14 protein-coding genes and 1 tRNA gene are annotated in these 16,262 nt (G+C 69.7%); 12 read left to right on the top strand and 3 right to left on the bottom strand.

Going from position 1 to position 16,262, the window contains the following annotated elements:
• Positions 1 to 44: 44 nt before the first annotated feature.
• Entirely contained in the window at positions 45 to 1,301 is a 1,257-nt protein-coding gene (locus RS86_RS15445) for an LCP family protein (protein ID WP_082076821.1), read from the bottom strand.
• A gap of 161 nt (positions 1,302 to 1,462) precedes the next feature.
• Between RS86_RS15445 and RS86_RS15440 the strand changes: the two genes are divergently transcribed.
• Together RS86_RS15440 and RS86_RS15435 are read left to right on the top strand one after the other, a co-directional pair.
• Positions 1,463 to 3,205 (top strand): DEAD/DEAH box helicase, encoded by a 1,743-nt coding sequence (locus tag RS86_RS15440; protein WP_045273139.1) that lies wholly within the window; start codon positions 1,463 to 1,465, stop codon positions 3,203 to 3,205.
• 146 nt (positions 3,206 to 3,351) lie between these two features.
• Positions 3,352 to 4,461, top strand: coding sequence for a VIT1/CCC1 transporter family protein (locus RS86_RS15435; protein ID WP_045273316.1), 1,110 nt, complete (start codon positions 3,352 to 3,354; stop codon positions 4,459 to 4,461).
• Positions 4,462 to 4,602: 141 nt separating this feature from the next.
• Here RS86_RS15435 and RS86_RS15430 read toward each other — a convergent pair.
• Positions 4,603 to 4,687: transfer RNA gene (locus tag RS86_RS15430), tRNA-Leu, on the bottom strand.
• A gap of 147 nt (positions 4,688 to 4,834) precedes the next feature.
• Here RS86_RS15430 and RS86_RS15425 point away from each other — a divergent pair.
• Both RS86_RS15425 and RS86_RS15420 read left to right on the top strand, forming a co-directional pair.
• Positions 4,835 to 6,136, top strand: a complete 1,302-nt coding sequence (locus tag RS86_RS15425; protein ID WP_045273138.1) for a M20/M25/M40 family metallo-hydrolase — start codon at positions 4,835 to 4,837, stop codon at positions 6,134 to 6,136.
• Between the two features lie 75 nt (positions 6,137 to 6,211).
• Complete coding sequence (locus RS86_RS15420) at positions 6,212 to 7,036, top strand: undecaprenyl-diphosphate phosphatase (RefSeq protein WP_045273137.1); 825 nt, start codon at positions 6,212 to 6,214, stop codon at positions 7,034 to 7,036.
• 64 nt (positions 7,037 to 7,100) lie between these two features.
• Here the strand turns inward: RS86_RS15420 and RS86_RS15415 are convergent, their stop codons facing one another.
• Positions 7,101 to 7,952 (bottom strand): PAC2 family protein, encoded by an 852-nt coding sequence (locus RS86_RS15415; protein ID WP_045273136.1) that lies wholly within the window; start codon positions 7,950 to 7,952, stop codon positions 7,101 to 7,103.
• 92 nt (positions 7,953 to 8,044) lie between these two features.
• Here RS86_RS15415 and RS86_RS15410 point away from each other — a divergent pair, with 92 nt between their 5' ends.
• From RS86_RS15410 to RS86_RS15375, 8 genes are read left to right on the top strand one after another with little or no spacing between them, the layout of a single operon-like run.
• On the top strand, positions 8,045 to 8,731 hold the full coding sequence (locus RS86_RS15410) for an HAD family hydrolase (protein WP_268747852.1): 687 nt from the start codon (positions 8,045 to 8,047) through the stop codon (positions 8,729 to 8,731).
• Entirely contained in the window at positions 8,728 to 9,759 is a 1,032-nt protein-coding gene (locus tag RS86_RS15405; RefSeq protein WP_045273135.1) for a tRNA (adenine-N1)-methyltransferase, read from the top strand. The genes RS86_RS15410 and RS86_RS15405 overlap by 4 nt, the downstream gene beginning before the upstream one ends.
• 10 nt (positions 9,760 to 9,769) lie before the next feature.
• Positions 9,770 to 10,678 carry an FKBP-type peptidyl-prolyl cis-trans isomerase gene (locus RS86_RS15400; RefSeq protein ID WP_045273314.1) on the top strand — a complete coding sequence of 303 codons (909 nt, stop codon included), beginning with the start codon at positions 9,770 to 9,772 and terminating at the stop codon, positions 10,676 to 10,678.
• Entirely contained in the window at positions 10,679 to 11,665 is a 987-nt protein-coding gene (locus tag RS86_RS15395; RefSeq protein ID WP_045273134.1) for a helix-turn-helix transcriptional regulator, read from the top strand. It begins immediately after the preceding gene.
• A complete protein-coding gene (locus tag RS86_RS15390) occupies positions 11,662 to 12,651 on the top strand; it encodes a helix-turn-helix transcriptional regulator (RefSeq protein WP_045273133.1) in 990 nt (329 codons plus the stop codon). Before RS86_RS15395 ends, RS86_RS15390 begins: the two co-directional genes overlap by 4 nt.
• Before the next feature lie 38 nt (positions 12,652 to 12,689).
• Complete coding sequence (gene tatA, locus RS86_RS15385) at positions 12,690 to 12,974, top strand: Sec-independent protein translocase subunit TatA (RefSeq protein WP_045273132.1); 285 nt, start codon at positions 12,690 to 12,692, stop codon at positions 12,972 to 12,974.
• Positions 12,975 to 13,033: 59 nt separating this feature from the next.
• A complete protein-coding gene (gene tatC, locus RS86_RS15380) occupies positions 13,034 to 13,789 on the top strand; it encodes a twin-arginine translocase subunit TatC (protein ID WP_045273131.1) in 756 nt (251 codons plus the stop codon).
• Positions 13,786 to 16,260 carry a DEAD/DEAH box helicase gene (locus tag RS86_RS15375; protein WP_045273130.1) on the top strand — a complete coding sequence of 825 codons (2,475 nt, stop codon included), beginning with the start codon at positions 13,786 to 13,788 and terminating at the stop codon, positions 16,258 to 16,260. The genes tatC and RS86_RS15375 overlap by 4 nt, the downstream gene beginning before the upstream one ends.
• Positions 16,261 to 16,262 lie beyond the last annotated feature (2 nt).

The following is a 16,262-nucleotide window of genomic DNA, read 5'->3' as shown; positions in this document are numbered from 1 at the left end:
GTTCGGCGCGGCACAGCATTCGAGACTACCCGCGGACAGGCGGATCAGCCGCTGGTGTCGCCGTTCGTGCAGGTCTGCTGCGCGGCTGTGCTGCCGCGGACGTTGTCGGAGAGCGGGACCGCGGTGGCTGCGGGCGTCGGGGTCGAGGTCGCCGACGCACCGGTGGGCGCGGGCGTCGGGGCGGTCGTCGGCGTCGTCGGCTCGACCGTGACGCCGTCGTTCGCAGTGTTCTGGTGCGTGATCAGCACCGGCTGATTCGCCGCGACGGCCGCCCACAGGGTCTGGGCGGAGGCATCGTCCGGCACGACCCGGTTGGGGTTGTCCGGGTCGGTCACGTTCGGATACTGGATGAACGTGATGTCCGCGGGCTGCACATCCTTGACGGCGAGGGCGAGCTGAAGGATCGTCGCGGGGTTCTTGAGCGTCGTACTGGCCTCGAGGTTCGTCAACGCGATCGTGGCGATCCTGAGCACCTCCGGCACGTTCGAGAGCACCTTGCCGCTCGTGAGCTGGCGGGCGAGGCTCGCCAGATACTGCTGCTGGTTGCCGATGCGCGCGAGGTCGCTTCCGCTCACGAGCCCGTGCCGGGTGCGCAGGAACTGCAGCGCCTGCAGGCCCTGGATGGTGTGCTCGCCCGCACTCAGGTTCAGCCCGGTGTACGCATCGTCGATCGGCGTCGCGAGGCAGACCTGGACCCCGCCGATCGCGTTCGTGATGTCGATCACGGTGCCGAAGTTGACCGCGGCGGCGAAGTCGACCTGCTGCCGGGACAGCGCCGACACCGTCTTGGCGACGCACGAGAGTCCGCCCTCGTCGTAGGTGCTGTTGATCTGCGCCGCGCTCTGCGCGGAGACGCTCGTGCCGTCCTTCGCGGTGCACGACGGTACGGGTACGATCATGTCGCGCGGGAAGCTCACGACCGTGATCCGGCGCGGGGTGTTCGAGACGTGCATGAGCACGGTCACGTCGTTGTTCACGCTCGAGGCGTCCGGGCCGTCGCAGCGCCCGGGGAACAGGTCGGCGTACTTGGCTTCGCAGGCATCGATGCCGACGACGAGCAGGTTGAAGCCGTTCTTGTACGCACCGATGTCGGGCGCCGTCGTGGGGCCGCCTTCGAGCTGCACGCTGTTGTGGGCCACAGCCGCGGTGAGATCGCTGACCACATAGCCGACCACGGCCACGCCGCTCACCAGGACGACGGCGAGCGCGATGCCGAGCGTGCGGAGTGCTCGTGCCCAGGCGCGGGGCCGCCGCGCAGAGCTGTGCTGAGCGATCGGGCGCACCGAACGGTGTCGTGTCACGGAGATTCCTTCGGGCTGGGCGCTCCGAGTGGAATGCCGGCTCGCACTTTACGATCGCCCGTGTTGGATCCGCTGAGCCGATCCTCTGGGAATGCTGAGCCGGGGGAGAGGCGATCCGACGCGCCCGGGAATGTCAGGCGCCTCGTCTATCGTGGAATCCCATGCTCTCTCCGTCCTTCCCCCAGCGCGCCCCTTGGGGTACCGCCGACAGGCTGAGAGCGTGGCAGCGCGAAGCGCTGGAGGAGTACTTCCGGATCCCCGAACGCCGCGACTTCCTGGTCGCCGCGACGCCGGGCGCAGGCAAGACGACGTTCGCGCTCACGCTCGCGGTCGAGCTGCTTCACACGAACGAGATCGACCGCGTCATCGTGGTCGCCCCGACCGAGCACCTCAAGACGCAGTGGGCCGACGCCGCGGCGCGCGTGCACATCCGGTTGGATCCGCGCTTCCGCAACAGCCACTGGGCGCCGTCGCGCCAGTATCACGGCGTCGTCGTGACGTACGCGCAGGTCGCCGCGAAGTCCTCGGTGCACAAGCACCTCACGGAGGGCGGGCGCACCCTCGTGATCCTCGACGAGGTGCACCACGGCGGCGACGCGCTGAGCTGGGGAGATGCGATCCGCGACGCGTACGGCTCGGCACGGCGCAGGCTGCTGCTCAGCGGCACCCCGTTCCGCAGCGACACCGCGCCGATCCCGTTCGTCGACTACCTCCCCGACGAGTCCGGTGCACGGATCTCCAGCACCGACTACGCGTACGGCTACGGGCGGGCGCTGCAGGACGGCGTCGTGCGGCCCGTGCTGTTCCACATGTACGCGGGCAAGATGCGCTGGCGCACGAGCGCCGGCGACGAGCTCGAAGCGCATCTCGGTCAGGACAACACGAAGGACGTCACCTCTCAGGCCTGGCGCACCGCGCTGGATCCGGAGGGGGAGTGGATGCCCGCCGTGCTGTCGGCCGCAGACCGCCGGCTCACCGAGGTCCGCCAGCACGTGCCCGACGCCGGCGGGCTCGTGCTCGCGACGGACCAGACCGTGGCCCGCGCGTACGCGAAGATCCTGCACTCGCTGACCGGGCAGCGCGCCACCGTGGTGCTGTCCGACGATGCGACCGCGTCGGAGCGCATCGAGAAGTTCAGCTCCTCGAACGACCGCTGGATGGTCGCGGTGCGGATGGTGTCGGAGGGGGTGGACGTGCCGCGTCTGGCCGTCGGGGTGTACGCCACGTCGTCCTCGACGCCGCTGTTCTTCGCTCAGGCGATCGGCCGCTTCGTGCGCGCGCGTCGTCGCGGCGAGGCGGCGAGCGTGTTCCTGCCGAACGTCCCCGTGCTGATGAAGCTCGCGAACGAGCTCGAGAAGCAGCGCGACCATGCCCTCGACCGCCAGTCCAAGGACGAGGACGGTCTCGAGGACTCGCTGCTGGAGAGCGCGAACCGTGAGGACGAGGCCTCGGACGCGCTCACCCAGGAGTTCAGCTACCAGGCGATCTCCTCGCTCGCGCACTTCGATCGCGTGGTCTTCGACGGCAAGGAGTTCGGTCAGCTCGCGGAGCCCGGCACTCCCGAGGAGGAGGAGTTCATCGGGATCCCGGGTCTTCTCGAACCCGAGCACGTGCACGAGCTGCTCATGCAGCGCCAATCCCGGCAATCCCGGCTGCGGGAAGCGCGCGAGGCCGCCGCTCCGGCGCAGACGACGACGCTGCCGGAGCCGCTGCACCGCACCCTGCGCGAACAGAGGCAGCTGCTCAACAGCCTCGTCGGCGTCTACGCGAAGCAGACCGGCGAACCGCACGGCGCCGTGCACGCGGAGCTGCGCCGGCTCTGCGGCGGTCCGGCGGTCGCCCAGGCCACGGTGACCCAGCTGCAGTCGCGGATCGACCTGCTCCGGCGGCGCGTGCGGGCCTGAGCCGACCCGCCCCGCAGATGGCGCGGGGACGCGCCCGGCAGCGCCCGGTTCGGATCCCCGAAATGCTGTCAATCCCCGTCCTGGCGCGGATTCCGGGCCCTGGCCTCGATAGCGTTGAGCGGTTGCCTCGATCCATGAAGGACCTCATGAACACGCCTGAAACCGCCCACGCCGAACCCACCGCGGCCGACCGCCGCCGCTGGGCGCGCTACCTCGTGGAGGAGCGCGCCGAGGCGCACGTCTATCAGCAGCTCGCTCAGCGCCGTGAGGGCGAAGAGCGCGAGATCCTGCTCGAGCTCGCGGCCGCCGAGGGGCGCCACGAGGCGCACTGGCTTGCGCTGCTCGGCGGAGAGCCCGCCCGGCTTCCGCGACCGGGTCTGCGCACGCGGACCCTCGGCTGGATGGCCGGACGGTTCGGCTCCATCTTCGTTCTCGCGCTGGCCCAGAGCGCGGAGGCGCGGTCCCCGTACGACGCCGAGGTATATGCCACTCCGGCCATGCGCGCCGACGAGAAGGTGCACTTCGAAGTCGTCCGAGGCCTTGCCGCCCGCGGTCGACGCCAGCTCTCCGGCTCGTTCCGGGCAGCGGTGTTCGGCGCGAACGACGGCCTGGTGAGCAACCTGGCGCTCGTGCTGGGCATCGGGGCGACAGGGGCGAGCAGCGGCCTCGTCCTGTTCAGCGGCTTCGCGGGCCTGCTCGCCGGCGCCCTGTCGATGGGTGCCGGCGAATTCGTGTCCGTCCGCTCGCAGCGCGAGCTGCTCGAAGCGACAGAGGAGAACGGGCACGGCGACGCCACCGCGAGCGACCTCGACCTGGACGAGAACGAGCTCGCGCTCGTCTACCGTGCCAGGGGCATGGACGCCGACGAGTCGCTGCAACGCGCGCGCCGCGTCGTGGGCGCCGCGAAGGCGGGCCTGGCGCAGCGCGCCACGGGGCCGCTGCGCGTGCCCACCGACGGCGGCGACGAGCACGAGATCATCGGGAACGCGTGGCCCGCGGCGATCTCGAGCTTCCTGCTGTTCGCATCCGGCGCGATCGTGCCGGTGCTGCCCTGGATCTTCGGCATGCAGGGCCTTCCCGCGGTGCTGGTGGCTCTTGCCCTCGTCGGCATCGCGCTGCTCGGCACCGGAGCGACCGTCGGCGTGCTCTCCGGGGGCCCGCCGCTGCGCCGCGGCCTGCGCCAGCTGGCGATCGGTTTCGGCGCCGCGGCCGTGACCTATGCACTGGGTCTGCTGTTCAACGTCAGCGTGGGCTGACGCGCTCTGCGCAACGGAGGAGCCGGGGTCGTCGATCCCGGCTCTTCGCTTGCGACGACACCCGCGCATACGTCGGGTCCACGCGCTGCGACCAGACACGAAGAAGGCCCGGATCTCTCGATCCGGGCCTTCTCACCAGCGTGCGCGAGGGGGGACTTGAACCCCCACGCCCTATTCGGGCACTAGCACCTCAAGCTAGCGCGTCTACCTATTCCGCCACCCGCGCTGGTGTTTTCGGCTGTTCCCAACCGAAGAATGACACTATCACGTTCCGTGTGACCCCTCGAACCGCGGTGCATGTCGGGCGCGTCGCCGAGGTCGGCCGAAGATCTCGGGCTCCGGATCGCCCTCGACCGTTGGGTAGCCTGGACGCATGCCCCAGTCGGATGCCGAACTTCCCGAGGTCGCGCGGATCGCCGCCGAGCTCATCCGCTTCGACACCTCCAACTTCGGCGGCGGTGACGCGAAGGGCGAACGCGAAGCCGCGGAATACGTCGGCGCCTACCTGGAGTCGCTCGGGCTTCAGCCGGAGTACTACGAGCCGATCCCGCGGCGCACGAACGTGATGGCGCGCGTGGCGGGCAGGAACAAGGACAAGCCGGCGCTGGTCGTGCACGGCCATCTCGACGTCGTGCCCGCGATGGCGGACGACTGGCAGGTCGACCCGTTCGCCGGCATCGTGCAGGACGGCATGCTCTGGGGCCGCGGTGCGGTCGACATGAAGAACATGAACGCGATGATCCTCACCTCCGTGGCGGAGATCCTGCGCGCGGGGGAGCAGCCGGAGCGCGACCTGATCCTGGCGTTCTTCGCCGATGAGGAGAACGGCGGCGTCGAGGGCTCGGCCCTCGTCGTGCAGAACCGCCCCGAATGGTTCGCCGGCGCGACCGAGGCGATCAGCGAGGTCGGCGGCTACTCGATCCCGGTCGGAGACCAGCGCGCCTATCTCCTCCAGGTGGGGGAGAAGGCGCTGATGTGGATCCGCCTCATCGCGAAGGGGCGGGCGGGGCACGGCAGCCGCTTCCACCCCGAGAACGCGGTCACGAGGCTCGCCGAGGCGGTGACGGCGATCGGCCGCACGTCGTGGCCGATCCAGCTGACCGACACCACCCGCGAGTTCCTGAACCGGATGAGCGCCCTGACGGGTCTTCCGGTGGACGACCCCGATGCCCTCGCCGCGACCGCCGGCCCGGCGGAGGCGTTCCTGCGGTCCACGCTGCGCACGACGACGAATCCGACCGTGCTGCAGGCCGGCTACAAGCACAATGTGATCCCGGAGCGCGCCGAGGCGCTCATCGACGTGCGCGTGATCCCCGGTCAGGAGGAGGACGTGCTCGCGCAGCTGCGCGCACTCGTCGGCGACGACATCGAGATCGAGATGGTCGTGCAGGACATCGGCATGGAGACCCCGTTCGCGGGCCCCCTCGTCGAAGCAATGGTCGCGGCCCTCGGACGTCACGATCCGGGCGTCCCCGTCATCCCCTACCTGCTCGGCGCGGGCACCGACAACAAGGCGCTGGCCTACCTGGGCATCACCGGCTACGGCTTCGCACCCCTGAAGCTCCCCGCCGATCTCGACTTCACCGGCATGTTCCACGGTGTGGACGAGAGGGTGCCGGTCGAGTCCCTGGTGTTCGGGCAGCGCGTCCTCACCGATCTCCTGCGGACTTACTGAGCACCCGCCGCGGGGCTCCGACCGCCCACCGACCGACCGAACCGCGCGAGCCTGCGCACGACGCGAAAGCGATCCATGCACCTTCTCGAAGCCATCTTCCTGGGGATCGTCCAGGGACTCACCGAGTTCCTGCCCATCTCCTCCAGCGCGCATCTCCGCATCGTCGGCGCCTTCCTGCCGAGCGCGCAGGATCCCGGCGCCGCGTTCACCGCCATCACCCAGATCGGCACGGAGGCTGCGGTCGTGGTGTTCTTCTGGCGCGACATCGTGCGCATCGTCGGCAACTGGTGGCTGGCCCTGATCGGCCGGATTCCGCGCAACGACCCCGACGCCCGGATGGGATGGCTGATCATCATCGGCAGCATCCCGATCGTGGTGCTGGGCCTCGTGTTCAAGGATCAGATCGAGACCGTGTTCCGTTCGCTCTGGCTCGTCGCGATCATGCTGATCGTGTTCGGCGTGCTGCTCGGGGTCGCGGACGCGATCGGGGCGCGGCGGCGCAAGCTCAAGGACCTCACCCTCGGCCACGGCATCGTGTACGGCCTCGCGCAGTCCCTCGCGCTGATCCCCGGCGTCTCGCGCTCCGGCGGCACCATCACCGCCGGACTGCTGCTCGGTTACGAGCGCGAAGCGGCCGCGCGCTACGCCTTCCTGCTCGCGATCCCCGCGGTCTTCGGATCCGGCGTGTACCAGGCGGTCAAGAGCATCGGCGAGCCGAGCGTGTTCTCCGCCGGCGAGACGCTCGCCGCCACAGGCATCGCTTTCGTCGTGGGGCTCGGCGTGATCGCGTTCTTCATGCGCTGGATCTCGCAGCGCAGTTTCCTGCCGTTCGTCGTCTACCGGATCCTGCTCGGCATCGTGCTGATCGTCCTGCTCGCGCTGGGTGTGATCAAGCCCTGACGACGCGTCGGTCGGCGACGCCGATCGGATCCCGGGCCCCTCGACAGGCTCAGGGACCGGCGGCTCAGCGCTTGTGCTCGCCCGGGCCCTCGCCGTTGCGGCGGAAGAACCGCTCGAAGGCCTGAGCGATGGCCTCGCCCGAGGCGTCGGGGGAATCCCAGGTGTCGCGCTTCGTCTCCAGCTGCGCGATGTAGGCGGCCATCTCCTCGTCCTCCGCGGCGGCCGCGTCGATCGTGGCCTCCCACATGGCGGCCTCGGTGGCGAGCGTCCCGCGCGGGACGTCGACGCCGGTCACCTCGTGCAGCCGGTCGAGGAGTGCGAGCGTGGCCTTGGGCGAGGAACCACCGGTCTGCACGTAGTGCGGCACGTTGGCCCAGAGCGAAAGTGCGGGGATCCCGGCCTGCTCCGCCGAGTGCTCCAGTGCGGAGAGGATCCCGATGGGCCCCTCGTAGGTGGAGCGCTCGATGCCGAGCGCCTCACGGACCTCGGCGTTCTCGCTCGAGGCGAAGATCGAGATCGGGCGCGTGTGCGGCACGTCCGAGAGCATCGCGCCGAGCGTGACGAATCCCGTGATGTCCTCGCTGAGGGCGGCGTCGATGAACTCCGCGCTGAACGCCTGCCAAGCGCGTGCGGGTTCGGTGCCGGTCAGCAGCCACAGCCGCGGTTCGGCGCCGTCGGAGGCCGCGGTCGGCCGGAGCATCCGCGCCGAGGGCCAGCGCAGGCTGCGGGTGCCCTCCTCATCGCGCTCGAGGGTCGGCCGAGCCCACTGGTAATCGAAGTACAGCTCGGGGTCGGCGGCGTGCACGACGTCGAAGCCGCCGTCGTCGATCTGCTCGGCGGCGGCGGACGCGGCCTCACCGGCGTCGTTCCAGCCGTCGAAGGCGGCGACGATGATCCGGTTCCCGAGTACCTGCACTGTGTTCCTTCCTGCGGCGACCTGCGCCGTGTGTTCCGTCCAGGCTAGTCCCCGCCACCGTCGGGGGTGCGGGGCGCCGGTACGATAGGGGAGTGAATCAGCACCCTCGCGCGGTCCTCTGGGACATGGACGGAACCCTTGTCGACACCGAACCGTACTGGATGGACGCCGAGACCGATCTCATCGAGTCCTTCGGCGGCACCTGGACGCATGAGCAGGCGCTGCAGCTGGTCGGCAACGGTCTGATCGACAGCGCGATCATTCTTCAGGGCGCCGGCGTGAAGATGGGCGCCCAGGAGATCGTCGACGAGCTCACCGAGCGCGTGCGGGTGCGCCTGCAGCAGGACGGCGTGCCGTTCCGGCCGGGTGCGAGGGAACTGCTGCGCGAACTGCGCGACGCGGGCATCCGCACCGCCCTGGTGACCATGTCGCTGCGGCGGATGGCCGAGGACATCGTCGCGCTGATCGGCTTCGACGCCTTCGACGTGATCGTCGGCGGTGACGACGTCGAACGCCCCAAGCCCTTCCCCGACCCGTATCTGCAGGCGGCGGACGCCCTCGGCGTCGACATCGCCGACACAGTGGCCCTCGAGGACTCGCGCACGGGACTGCAGGCCGCCGTGTCCGCCCGTACCGTCGCGATCGGCGTGCCGCACATCGTCGGGCTCGAAGGTCTCGACGCGGATGCGCTCTGGGACACGCTCGCGGGACGCGGGGTCGACGATCTCGCCGGCGAATTCACCCGCGTCCGCGCCGCCAGGGCGGAGGCCGCACTGTGAGCGCGCAGCGCCCCAGCGGTCCGTTCCGCGAGGGCGACCGCGTGCAGCTGACCGGACCCAAGGGCCGGATGCACACCGTCACGCTGCGCGAAGACGGCGAGCTGCACACGCACCACGGCGTTCTGCGCCACCGCGATCTGATCGGTCTGCCGGACGGATCCGTCGTCGCGAACAGCTCAGGGAACGAGTATCTGGCCCTGCGCCCACTGCTGCGCGACTTCGTGATGTCGATGCCCCGTGGCGCCGCCATCGTCTACCCGAAGGACGCGGCGCAGATCCTCACCCAGGCCGACATCTTCCCCGGAGCGACGGTCGTCGAGGCCGGCGTCGGATCTGGTGCGCTGTCGCTGTCGTTGATCCGGGCGATCGGGCCCGCCGGGCGCCTGGTCTCGTTCGAGCGCCGGGATGACTTCGCCGAGGTCGCGAGCGCCAACGTGGAGACGTTCCTCGGCGAGCTGCCGGACACGTGGAGCATCGTCGTGGGCGATCTCCAGGAGCAGCTCTCCATCGAATTCGCCGCAGGTACCGTCGACCGCGTGGTGCTGGACATGCTCGCCCCCTGGGAGTGCATCGACGCCGTGGCCGAGGCCCTCGCTCCGGGCGGAGTGGTGCTCTGCTACATCGCGACCGCGACCCAGCTGTCCCGCGTCGCGGAGTACCTGCGCGCCACGGAGTTGTTCACCGAGCCCGAGGCGTCGGAGACCATGGTCCGCGGGTGGCACGTCGAGGGTCTGGCCGTGCGCCCGGATCACCGCATGGTCGCGCACACGGGCTTCCTCATCACGGCACGCCGGCTCGCGCCGGGCGCCATCCCGCCCGATGTGAAGCGCCGCGCCGCCAAGAAGCCGAGCTACGGCGACGAGGACGTGGAGCAGTGGACCCCCGGTGCGGTGGGCGATCGCGAGATCACCGACAAGAACCTGCGCAAGCGCGTCCGTGAGGCGCAGCGCGCGGCGGGCGGCGCGAGGCTGGCCGCTTCCGGCGACGCGGATGAGGATGCGGCGGGGAGCGCGGATCCGTCCGCATAGACTGGAGCGCGTGCGTAAGACTGCCGCTGCTCTGATCACCCTCGGCCTCGCCGCCCTCGCGTTGGCCGGCTGCTCCGCTGGTCCGTCCTTCGCGGGACAGGCCTGCTCCGAGATGCCGACCTCCTCCGCGCTCACGAACTCCGTGACGGTGAAGGGCGACTTCGGCAAGGAGCCGTCGGTCGCCCTGTCGCTGCCCACGAAGGTGCAGAAGGCGAGCGTCGACGACCTCATCCACGGCACCGGTGCCGCGATCACGACGAAGAACCAGCCGTTCGTCGCCGACATCGCGCTCTACGACGCGCAGACGGGGCAGCGGATCGGTGCGACCGGCTTCGACGGGACGACCGCCGTCGCGGATGTGAACACTCTCGCCGCTCAGGCGAAGGTGCTCGGCGACGCGCTGGAGTGCGCCAAGGCCGGCTCGCGCCTGCTCATCGGGTTCCCCGCGGGGACGGCAGCGAAGGGGGCTGCGGTCGGCGTCGTCGACGTGCGCACGGTGTTCCTCCCGCACGCCGAGGGCTCGCTGGAGTACAACGACGCACTCGGCCTTCCGACCGTGGTGCGCGCTCCCGACGGCCGCCCCGGCGTCATCATCCCCGACGCCAAGAAGCCCACCAAGCAGGTGGTGCAGACGCTCATCCACGGCGATGGCGCAAAGGTCAAGAAGACCGACGGCGTCCGCGTGCAGTTCACGAGCGTGGACTGGGACACCCGCAAGGTCGTCAACAGCACCTGGGACTCGCAGTCCGCCGTCATCTCCGGCGCGGCCGGCATCGAGGGCCAGACCGTCGGATCCCAGGTCCTCCTGATCGTGCCCCCGGCCGCGGCCGGCCAGAGCACCGGCTCGGACGGCAATGGCACGCAGGCGATCGTCGTCGACATCCTCGGGATCGACAACTCCTCCGCGACGGGGCAGTAGATGGCGGAACGGATCCCCGCGGAGGAGCGCCTGACGAATCTCGTCGTGGCGCTCATGGCCACGGAGATCGGCCTGACCAAGCAGCAGATCCTCGCCTCGGTCTCGGGCTATCGTCAGCGCGCGGAGGGTCGAGCAGACGCGCTCGACAAGATGTTCGAGCGGGACAAGGACGAGCTGCGGGCGCTCGGCATCCCGATCGAGACGCTCGGCGACCACGCCGACCCGAATGACCTCCGCGAAGCCCGCTACCGCATTCCGAAAGCGGAATACGACCTGCCGGTCGACATCGAGTTCACGCCGGCCGAGCTCGCCGTGCTGCGTCTCGCCGGAAGCGTGTGGAGTGAGGAATCGCTGTCCGCCGACGCCCAGGCGGGCGTGCGCAAGATCCGTGCCCTGGGGATCGACGTGGACGAGCCGATCATCGGCTTCGCGCCCCGGATCACGGCCCGCGACGCCGCCTTCGCCCCGTTGCAGGGGGCGATCGAACGCAGTGTCGTCGTGGTCTTCGACTACCTGAAGCCGGGGGAGCAGGCGCCCCGCCGGCGGCGCGTGCAGCCGCTCGCGCTCGTCGAGTACGAGGCGCGCTGGCACGTCTTCGGACGCGATGTGGACGCCGAAGGCGACCGCATGTTTCTGCTGACCCGCATCGTGGGCGACCTGAAGGTCACGAGCGACGCGTTCCCCTCCGAACTGCGCGAAGGCGCGGGGGAGCGGGCGCTCGCAAGCCTGGAGGCCGTCGCCGCTGCGCACTCCGCGCTGCTCGAGATCACTCCGGGCACCGAAGCGGCGCTGCGCCTGGGACGGCGTGCCGAACCGGCACTGCAGGGCATCCGCGTCCCGTATGTGGATCTGCACATCCTCGCCGACGAGCTGGCCTCCTACGGGCCGGAGGTGCGCGTGGTGGAGCCCGCGGTGCTCCGCGATGCGGTGATCGTGCGCCTGCGCGCCGCGGCCGCCGCGCACTCCGACGCGAAGGACGAGGCATGATGGCGCAGCGCAGACCTCTGCTGAGCTCGGACCGCGTCCGGGCCTATCTCACCCTCGTGCCCTACCTGCTCGAGCGCGGCGAGGTGTCGCTGGCCGAGGCCGCGGCCGAGTTCGACATGACCGAGGCCCAGATGCGGGCGATGGTCGAGAAGCTCACCGTGATCGGACTGCCCGGCGACGAGGGCTACTGGCAGGCGCCGCAGGAGTTGTTCGACATCAACTGGGACCTGCTCGACGAGCAGGGCATCATCGAGATCACGAACGACGTGGGATTGCGCCGCGTGCCCAAGTTCACGGCGCGCGAGGCCGCAGCGCTGGTCGCCGGGCTGCAACTGGCCTCGGCAGTGCCGGGTGTCGCCGAGTCGGGCGTGGTGCAGGGGCTCATCGCGAAGCTGTCCCGCGGAGCCGCCGGGCTGCCCGCCGATGTCATCGTCGCTCCAGGGCCGGTCGACGAGGTCCGCACGGTCGTCGCGACCGCTCTGCAGGAGCACGTGGCGGTGTCCTTCACCTATCGTGCGCCCGATGCGGCGCCGACGACGCGCACGGTCGACCCGGTGACGGTGCTGATCACCAATGGCCAGTGGTACCTGCAGGGCTGGTGCCACCTGCGCCGCGCGATGCGCACGTTCCATCTCGACCGCGTCAGCGAGCCACGCCTCACCGAGATCCCGATCACGCACGGAGACGAACCCGTCCCGGAGCTCTTCGCCGGGAACGGCGAGAGCGATGAGGCGGTGATCCGCTTCCCGGAACGTCTCGCTCCGCTGCTGCGCGACTATCTGCGCCGCGCCGAGGCCGGCGTGGAGAACGGCTCCATGACCGCTACGCTGCACGTGGGGGATCCGCTCAGCCTGAAGCGGCTGGCCGCTCGCTTCGGCGGCGCGGTGGAGATCCTGGAGCCCGCGTCTGCACGATCCGCCGCTCACGAATGGGCGATCGCCGCACTTGCGCTGTACTCCGAACAAACCACCCCGCAGTCACGGTAGACTGTGGCGCAACACCCGATCCATCAAGGGAGATCATCATGTTCGCCGGACTCAACGGATGGCATCTGGTCATCATCCTCGCCGTCATCCTGCTGTTGTTCGGCGCGGCCAAGCTTCCCGCGCTCGCGAAGAGCATGGGGCAGTCGGCCCGCGTCTTCAAGGGTGAGATGAAGGCCATGAAGGACGACGACGCCGCTGCGACGGATGCCGCCACCGCTGCTTCGACGCAGGCGCCCGCGACCACCGCACTGCCGACCGCCGCGCCGAACGTCGCCGACACCACCGCTGTCAACCCGCCGCACGACGCCGGTACCCAGCGCTGACGGGCGTGACCGACGCGTCACCGGCGACGAAGGGGCGGAAGCCGCGTCGCGATAGCACCATGCCCCTCGCGGGGCATCTCATCGAGTTGCGCAAGCGACTCGTTCTCGCCGCAGGCGCGCTCGTGCTCGGCATGGTGATCGCTTTCTTCATCACCGATCCGATCCTCGATTTCGTCACCGGACCCATCCGGCAGGTGGCGGAGGAGCGGGGCAAGGATCTCGTCGGCTTCACCTTCTCATCGGTGACGGCGCCCTTCGACCTGCGCATGCGGATGGCCTTCTCGATCGGCATCTTCCTGTCTGCGCCGGTCTGGCTCTGGCAGATCTGGGCGTTCATCATGCCCGGACTCACGAAGAAGGAGATCCGGTACACGGTGGGCTTCGTCGCCTCCGCGGTGCCGCTGTTCTTCGCCGGCTGCTACGTGGGCGTCCTGGTCATGCCGCACATCATCGAGCTCATGGCCGGCTTCACGCCCGAGGGCGCACAGAACCTGTACAACGCGCAGGACTACTACGACTTCGTCTTCAAGCTGATGATCGTCATCGGCGTCTCGTTCATCATCCCGGTGTTCCTCGTGGCGCTGAATTTCGCGGGCATCATGTCCGGGAGGGCGATCCTGAAGGCGTGGCGGATCGCGATCCTCATCGCCTGCTTGTTCGCCGCTCTGGCGACTCCCGCGGCCGATGTGGTGAGCATGCTGATGCTCGCCGGCATCCTGATCGTCCTGTACTTCGCGGCGGCCGGTCTGTCGCTGCTCTTCGACAAGCGCAAGCACAAGCGCCAGCAGGAGTTCCTCGAGGAGCCCACGGTATGACCTCACCGGCGGATCGTTACGCCGCCGCCCGCGCCGCTCAGGACCATCCCGCCACGACATCGTTCGCGGCGATGCAGCGCTTCCAGCTGGATCCGTTCCAGATCGAGGGCTGTCATGCCCTGGAGCGCGGCAGTAGCGTGCTCGTAGCCGCGCCCACCGGTGCCGGCAAGACGATCATCGGCGAGTTCGCGATCCATCAGGCGATGTCGACCCCCTCGGACAAGGCGTTCTACACGACGCCGATGAAGGCGCTGTCGAATCAGAAGTTCCGTGAGCTGGTCGACGTCTACGGGGCCGACCAGGTGGGACTCCTCACAGGGGACGTCAACATCAACGGCTCCGCGCGCATCGTGGTCATGACCACCGAGGTGCTGCGCAACATGATCTACGCGGATTCCCGCGCTCTCGACGATCTCCGCTACGTGATCATGGACGAGGTCCACTACCTCGCCGACCGCTTCCGCGGCGCCGTCTGGGAAGAGGTCATCATCCACCTGCCGCGGAGCGTACGGCTGGTCGCGCTCAGCGCGACGGTGTCGAACGCGGAGGAGTTCGGGGACTGGCTGGACACCGTCCGCGGTGGCACCGAGGTCATCGTCTCCGAGACCCGCCCTGTGCCGCTGGAACAGCACGTGCTCGTGCGCGACGATCTGCTGCCGCTGTTCGACGACCGGGCCGGCATCGCGACCGCGCAGGTCAACCAGGAGCTGCTGCGGATCCGCTCGTTCGGCGGTGCCAACTACGAACGCAACCGCGACGCGCAGCAGTACCGCAGCGCGCGCCATGCCGGAGCCCAGGGACGTCGTCCGCAGCGGGGCGGCAAGCGCCCTGTGCGCTCGGCCAACGTCCGCCGCATCGAACGGCTCGACCGCCCTCAGGTCGTGGATCTCCTCGACCGCGCGAACCTGCTGCCGGGGATCTTCTTCATCTTCAGCCGGGTGGGATGCGATTCGGCAGTGCAGCAGGTCCGTCGCTCCGGGCTGCGGCTGACCACGGTGGAGGAGCGGCGCGAGATCCGCGCGATCGTCGAAGACCGCGTCCGCACGCTGCGCGATGAGGATCTGGCCGTGCTCGGCTACTGGGACTGGCTGGACAACCTCGAACGCGGCGTCGCTGCGCACCATGCGGGACTGCTGCCCGCGTTCAAGGAGATCGTCGAAGCGCTCTTCCAGCAGCGCCTGCTCAAGGTCGTGTTCGCGACCGAGACGCTCGCGCTGGGCATCAACATGCCGGCCCGCACCGTGGTGCTCGAGCGCATGGAGAAGTTCAACGGCGAAGCGCGCGTGGCGATCACCTCGGGGGAGTACACCCAGCTCACCGGCCGCGCCGGCCGCCGCGGGATCGACGTCGAAGGCCACGCTGTCGTGCAGTGGACCGAGGGCATGGACCCCCAGGCGGTCGCCGCACTCGCCTCACGGCGCACCTACCCGCTGAACTCCAGCTTCAGGCCCACGTACAACATGGCGGTGAACCTGCTCGACCGGTTCGGGCGGAATCGCTCCCGCCAAGTCCTGGAATCGTCCTTCGCGCAGTTCCAGGCGGATCGCGCCGTCGTGGGTCTCGCGCGCACGGTGCGCGAGGCCGAGACATCGCTGGAAGGCTACCTCGGGTCGATGACGTGCGACCGCGGCGACTTCACGGAGTACTCGGGGATCCGGCGCGAGCTCAGCGACCTGGAGAAGAAGAACCGCACCGACCAGCAGGCGCCGCGAGGCGCGCGCGAGAAGCGGCTGCACCAGATCGAGTCGCTCCGCCGCGCGATGCAGCGTCACGCCTGCCACCGGTGCCCCGATCGTGAGCAGCATGCGCGCTGGGCCGAGCGGTACTGGAAGCTCAAACGAGAGACCGACCGCACCCGCCGCCAGATCGAGAACCGCACCGGCACGGTCGCGCGAGTGTTCGACCGTGTACTCGACGTGCTCACCGAGGTCGGCTACGTGCAGGGGAGCGGTGACGCACTGACGCTCACCGATGCGGGGCGCACGATGCAGCGCATCTACGGGGAGCGCGACCTGCTCGTCGCGGAATCGCTCCGGCGCGGCCTGTGGGACGGCCTGGATGCGCCGTCGCTGGCGGCGATGGCCTGCGCGCTCGTCTACGAGCCGCGACGCGATGACGGCTCCATCGACCCCCGGGACCTGCCCCGAGGCCGGTTCAGGATCGCCTGGGAGCGCACGCAGGAGCTCTGGGCCGAACTCGACGACCTCGAGCACGACAAACGGCTGCCGGGATCCGACCGTCCTTCCGCCGGGCTCGCCGGCGCGATGCACGCCTGGGCGCGGGGGAGCGCGCTCGACGCCGTGCTGGAGGACGCCGACATGGCGGCGGGCGATTTCGTCCGCTGGGCCAAGCAGACGATCGATCTGCTGGATCAGCTCTCGATCGTCGCTCCGAACGCCGAGACGGCTCGTACCGCCCGCACCGCGCTCGACGGTGTCCGCCGCGGCATCGTCGCCTACTCGTCGATGTGACC

Origin of the sequence: Microbacterium azadirachtae, assembly GCF_000956505.1 — a bacterium.
GTDB classification, from domain to species: domain Bacteria; phylum Actinomycetota; class Actinomycetes; order Actinomycetales; family Microbacteriaceae; genus Microbacterium; species Microbacterium azadirachtae_A.
This window is presented reverse-complemented; position numbering and strand designations above follow the sequence as displayed.

Coding starts and splice junctions, on each gene's coding strand:
- RS86_RS15440 (WP_045273139.1), top strand. CDS start 1,463: ATGCTCTCTCCGTCCTTCCCCCAGCGCGCCCCTTGGGGTACCGCCGAC.
- RS86_RS15435 (WP_045273316.1), top strand. CDS start 3,352: ATGAACACGCCTGAAACCGCCCACGCCGAACCCACCGCGGCCGACCGC.
- RS86_RS15425 (WP_045273138.1), top strand. CDS start 4,835: ATGCCCCAGTCGGATGCCGAACTTCCCGAGGTCGCGCGGATCGCCGCC.
- RS86_RS15420 (WP_045273137.1), top strand. CDS start 6,212: ATGCACCTTCTCGAAGCCATCTTCCTGGGGATCGTCCAGGGACTCACC.
- RS86_RS15395 (WP_045273134.1), top strand. CDS start 10,679: ATGGCGGAACGGATCCCCGCGGAGGAGCGCCTGACGAATCTCGTCGTG.
- RS86_RS15390 (WP_045273133.1), top strand. CDS start 11,662: ATGATGGCGCAGCGCAGACCTCTGCTGAGCTCGGACCGCGTCCGGGCC.
- tatA (WP_045273132.1), top strand. CDS start 12,690: ATGTTCGCCGGACTCAACGGATGGCATCTGGTCATCATCCTCGCCGTC.
- tatC (WP_045273131.1), top strand. CDS start 13,034: ATGCCCCTCGCGGGGCATCTCATCGAGTTGCGCAAGCGACTCGTTCTC.
- RS86_RS15375 (WP_045273130.1), top strand. CDS start 13,786: ATGACCTCACCGGCGGATCGTTACGCCGCCGCCCGCGCCGCTCAGGAC.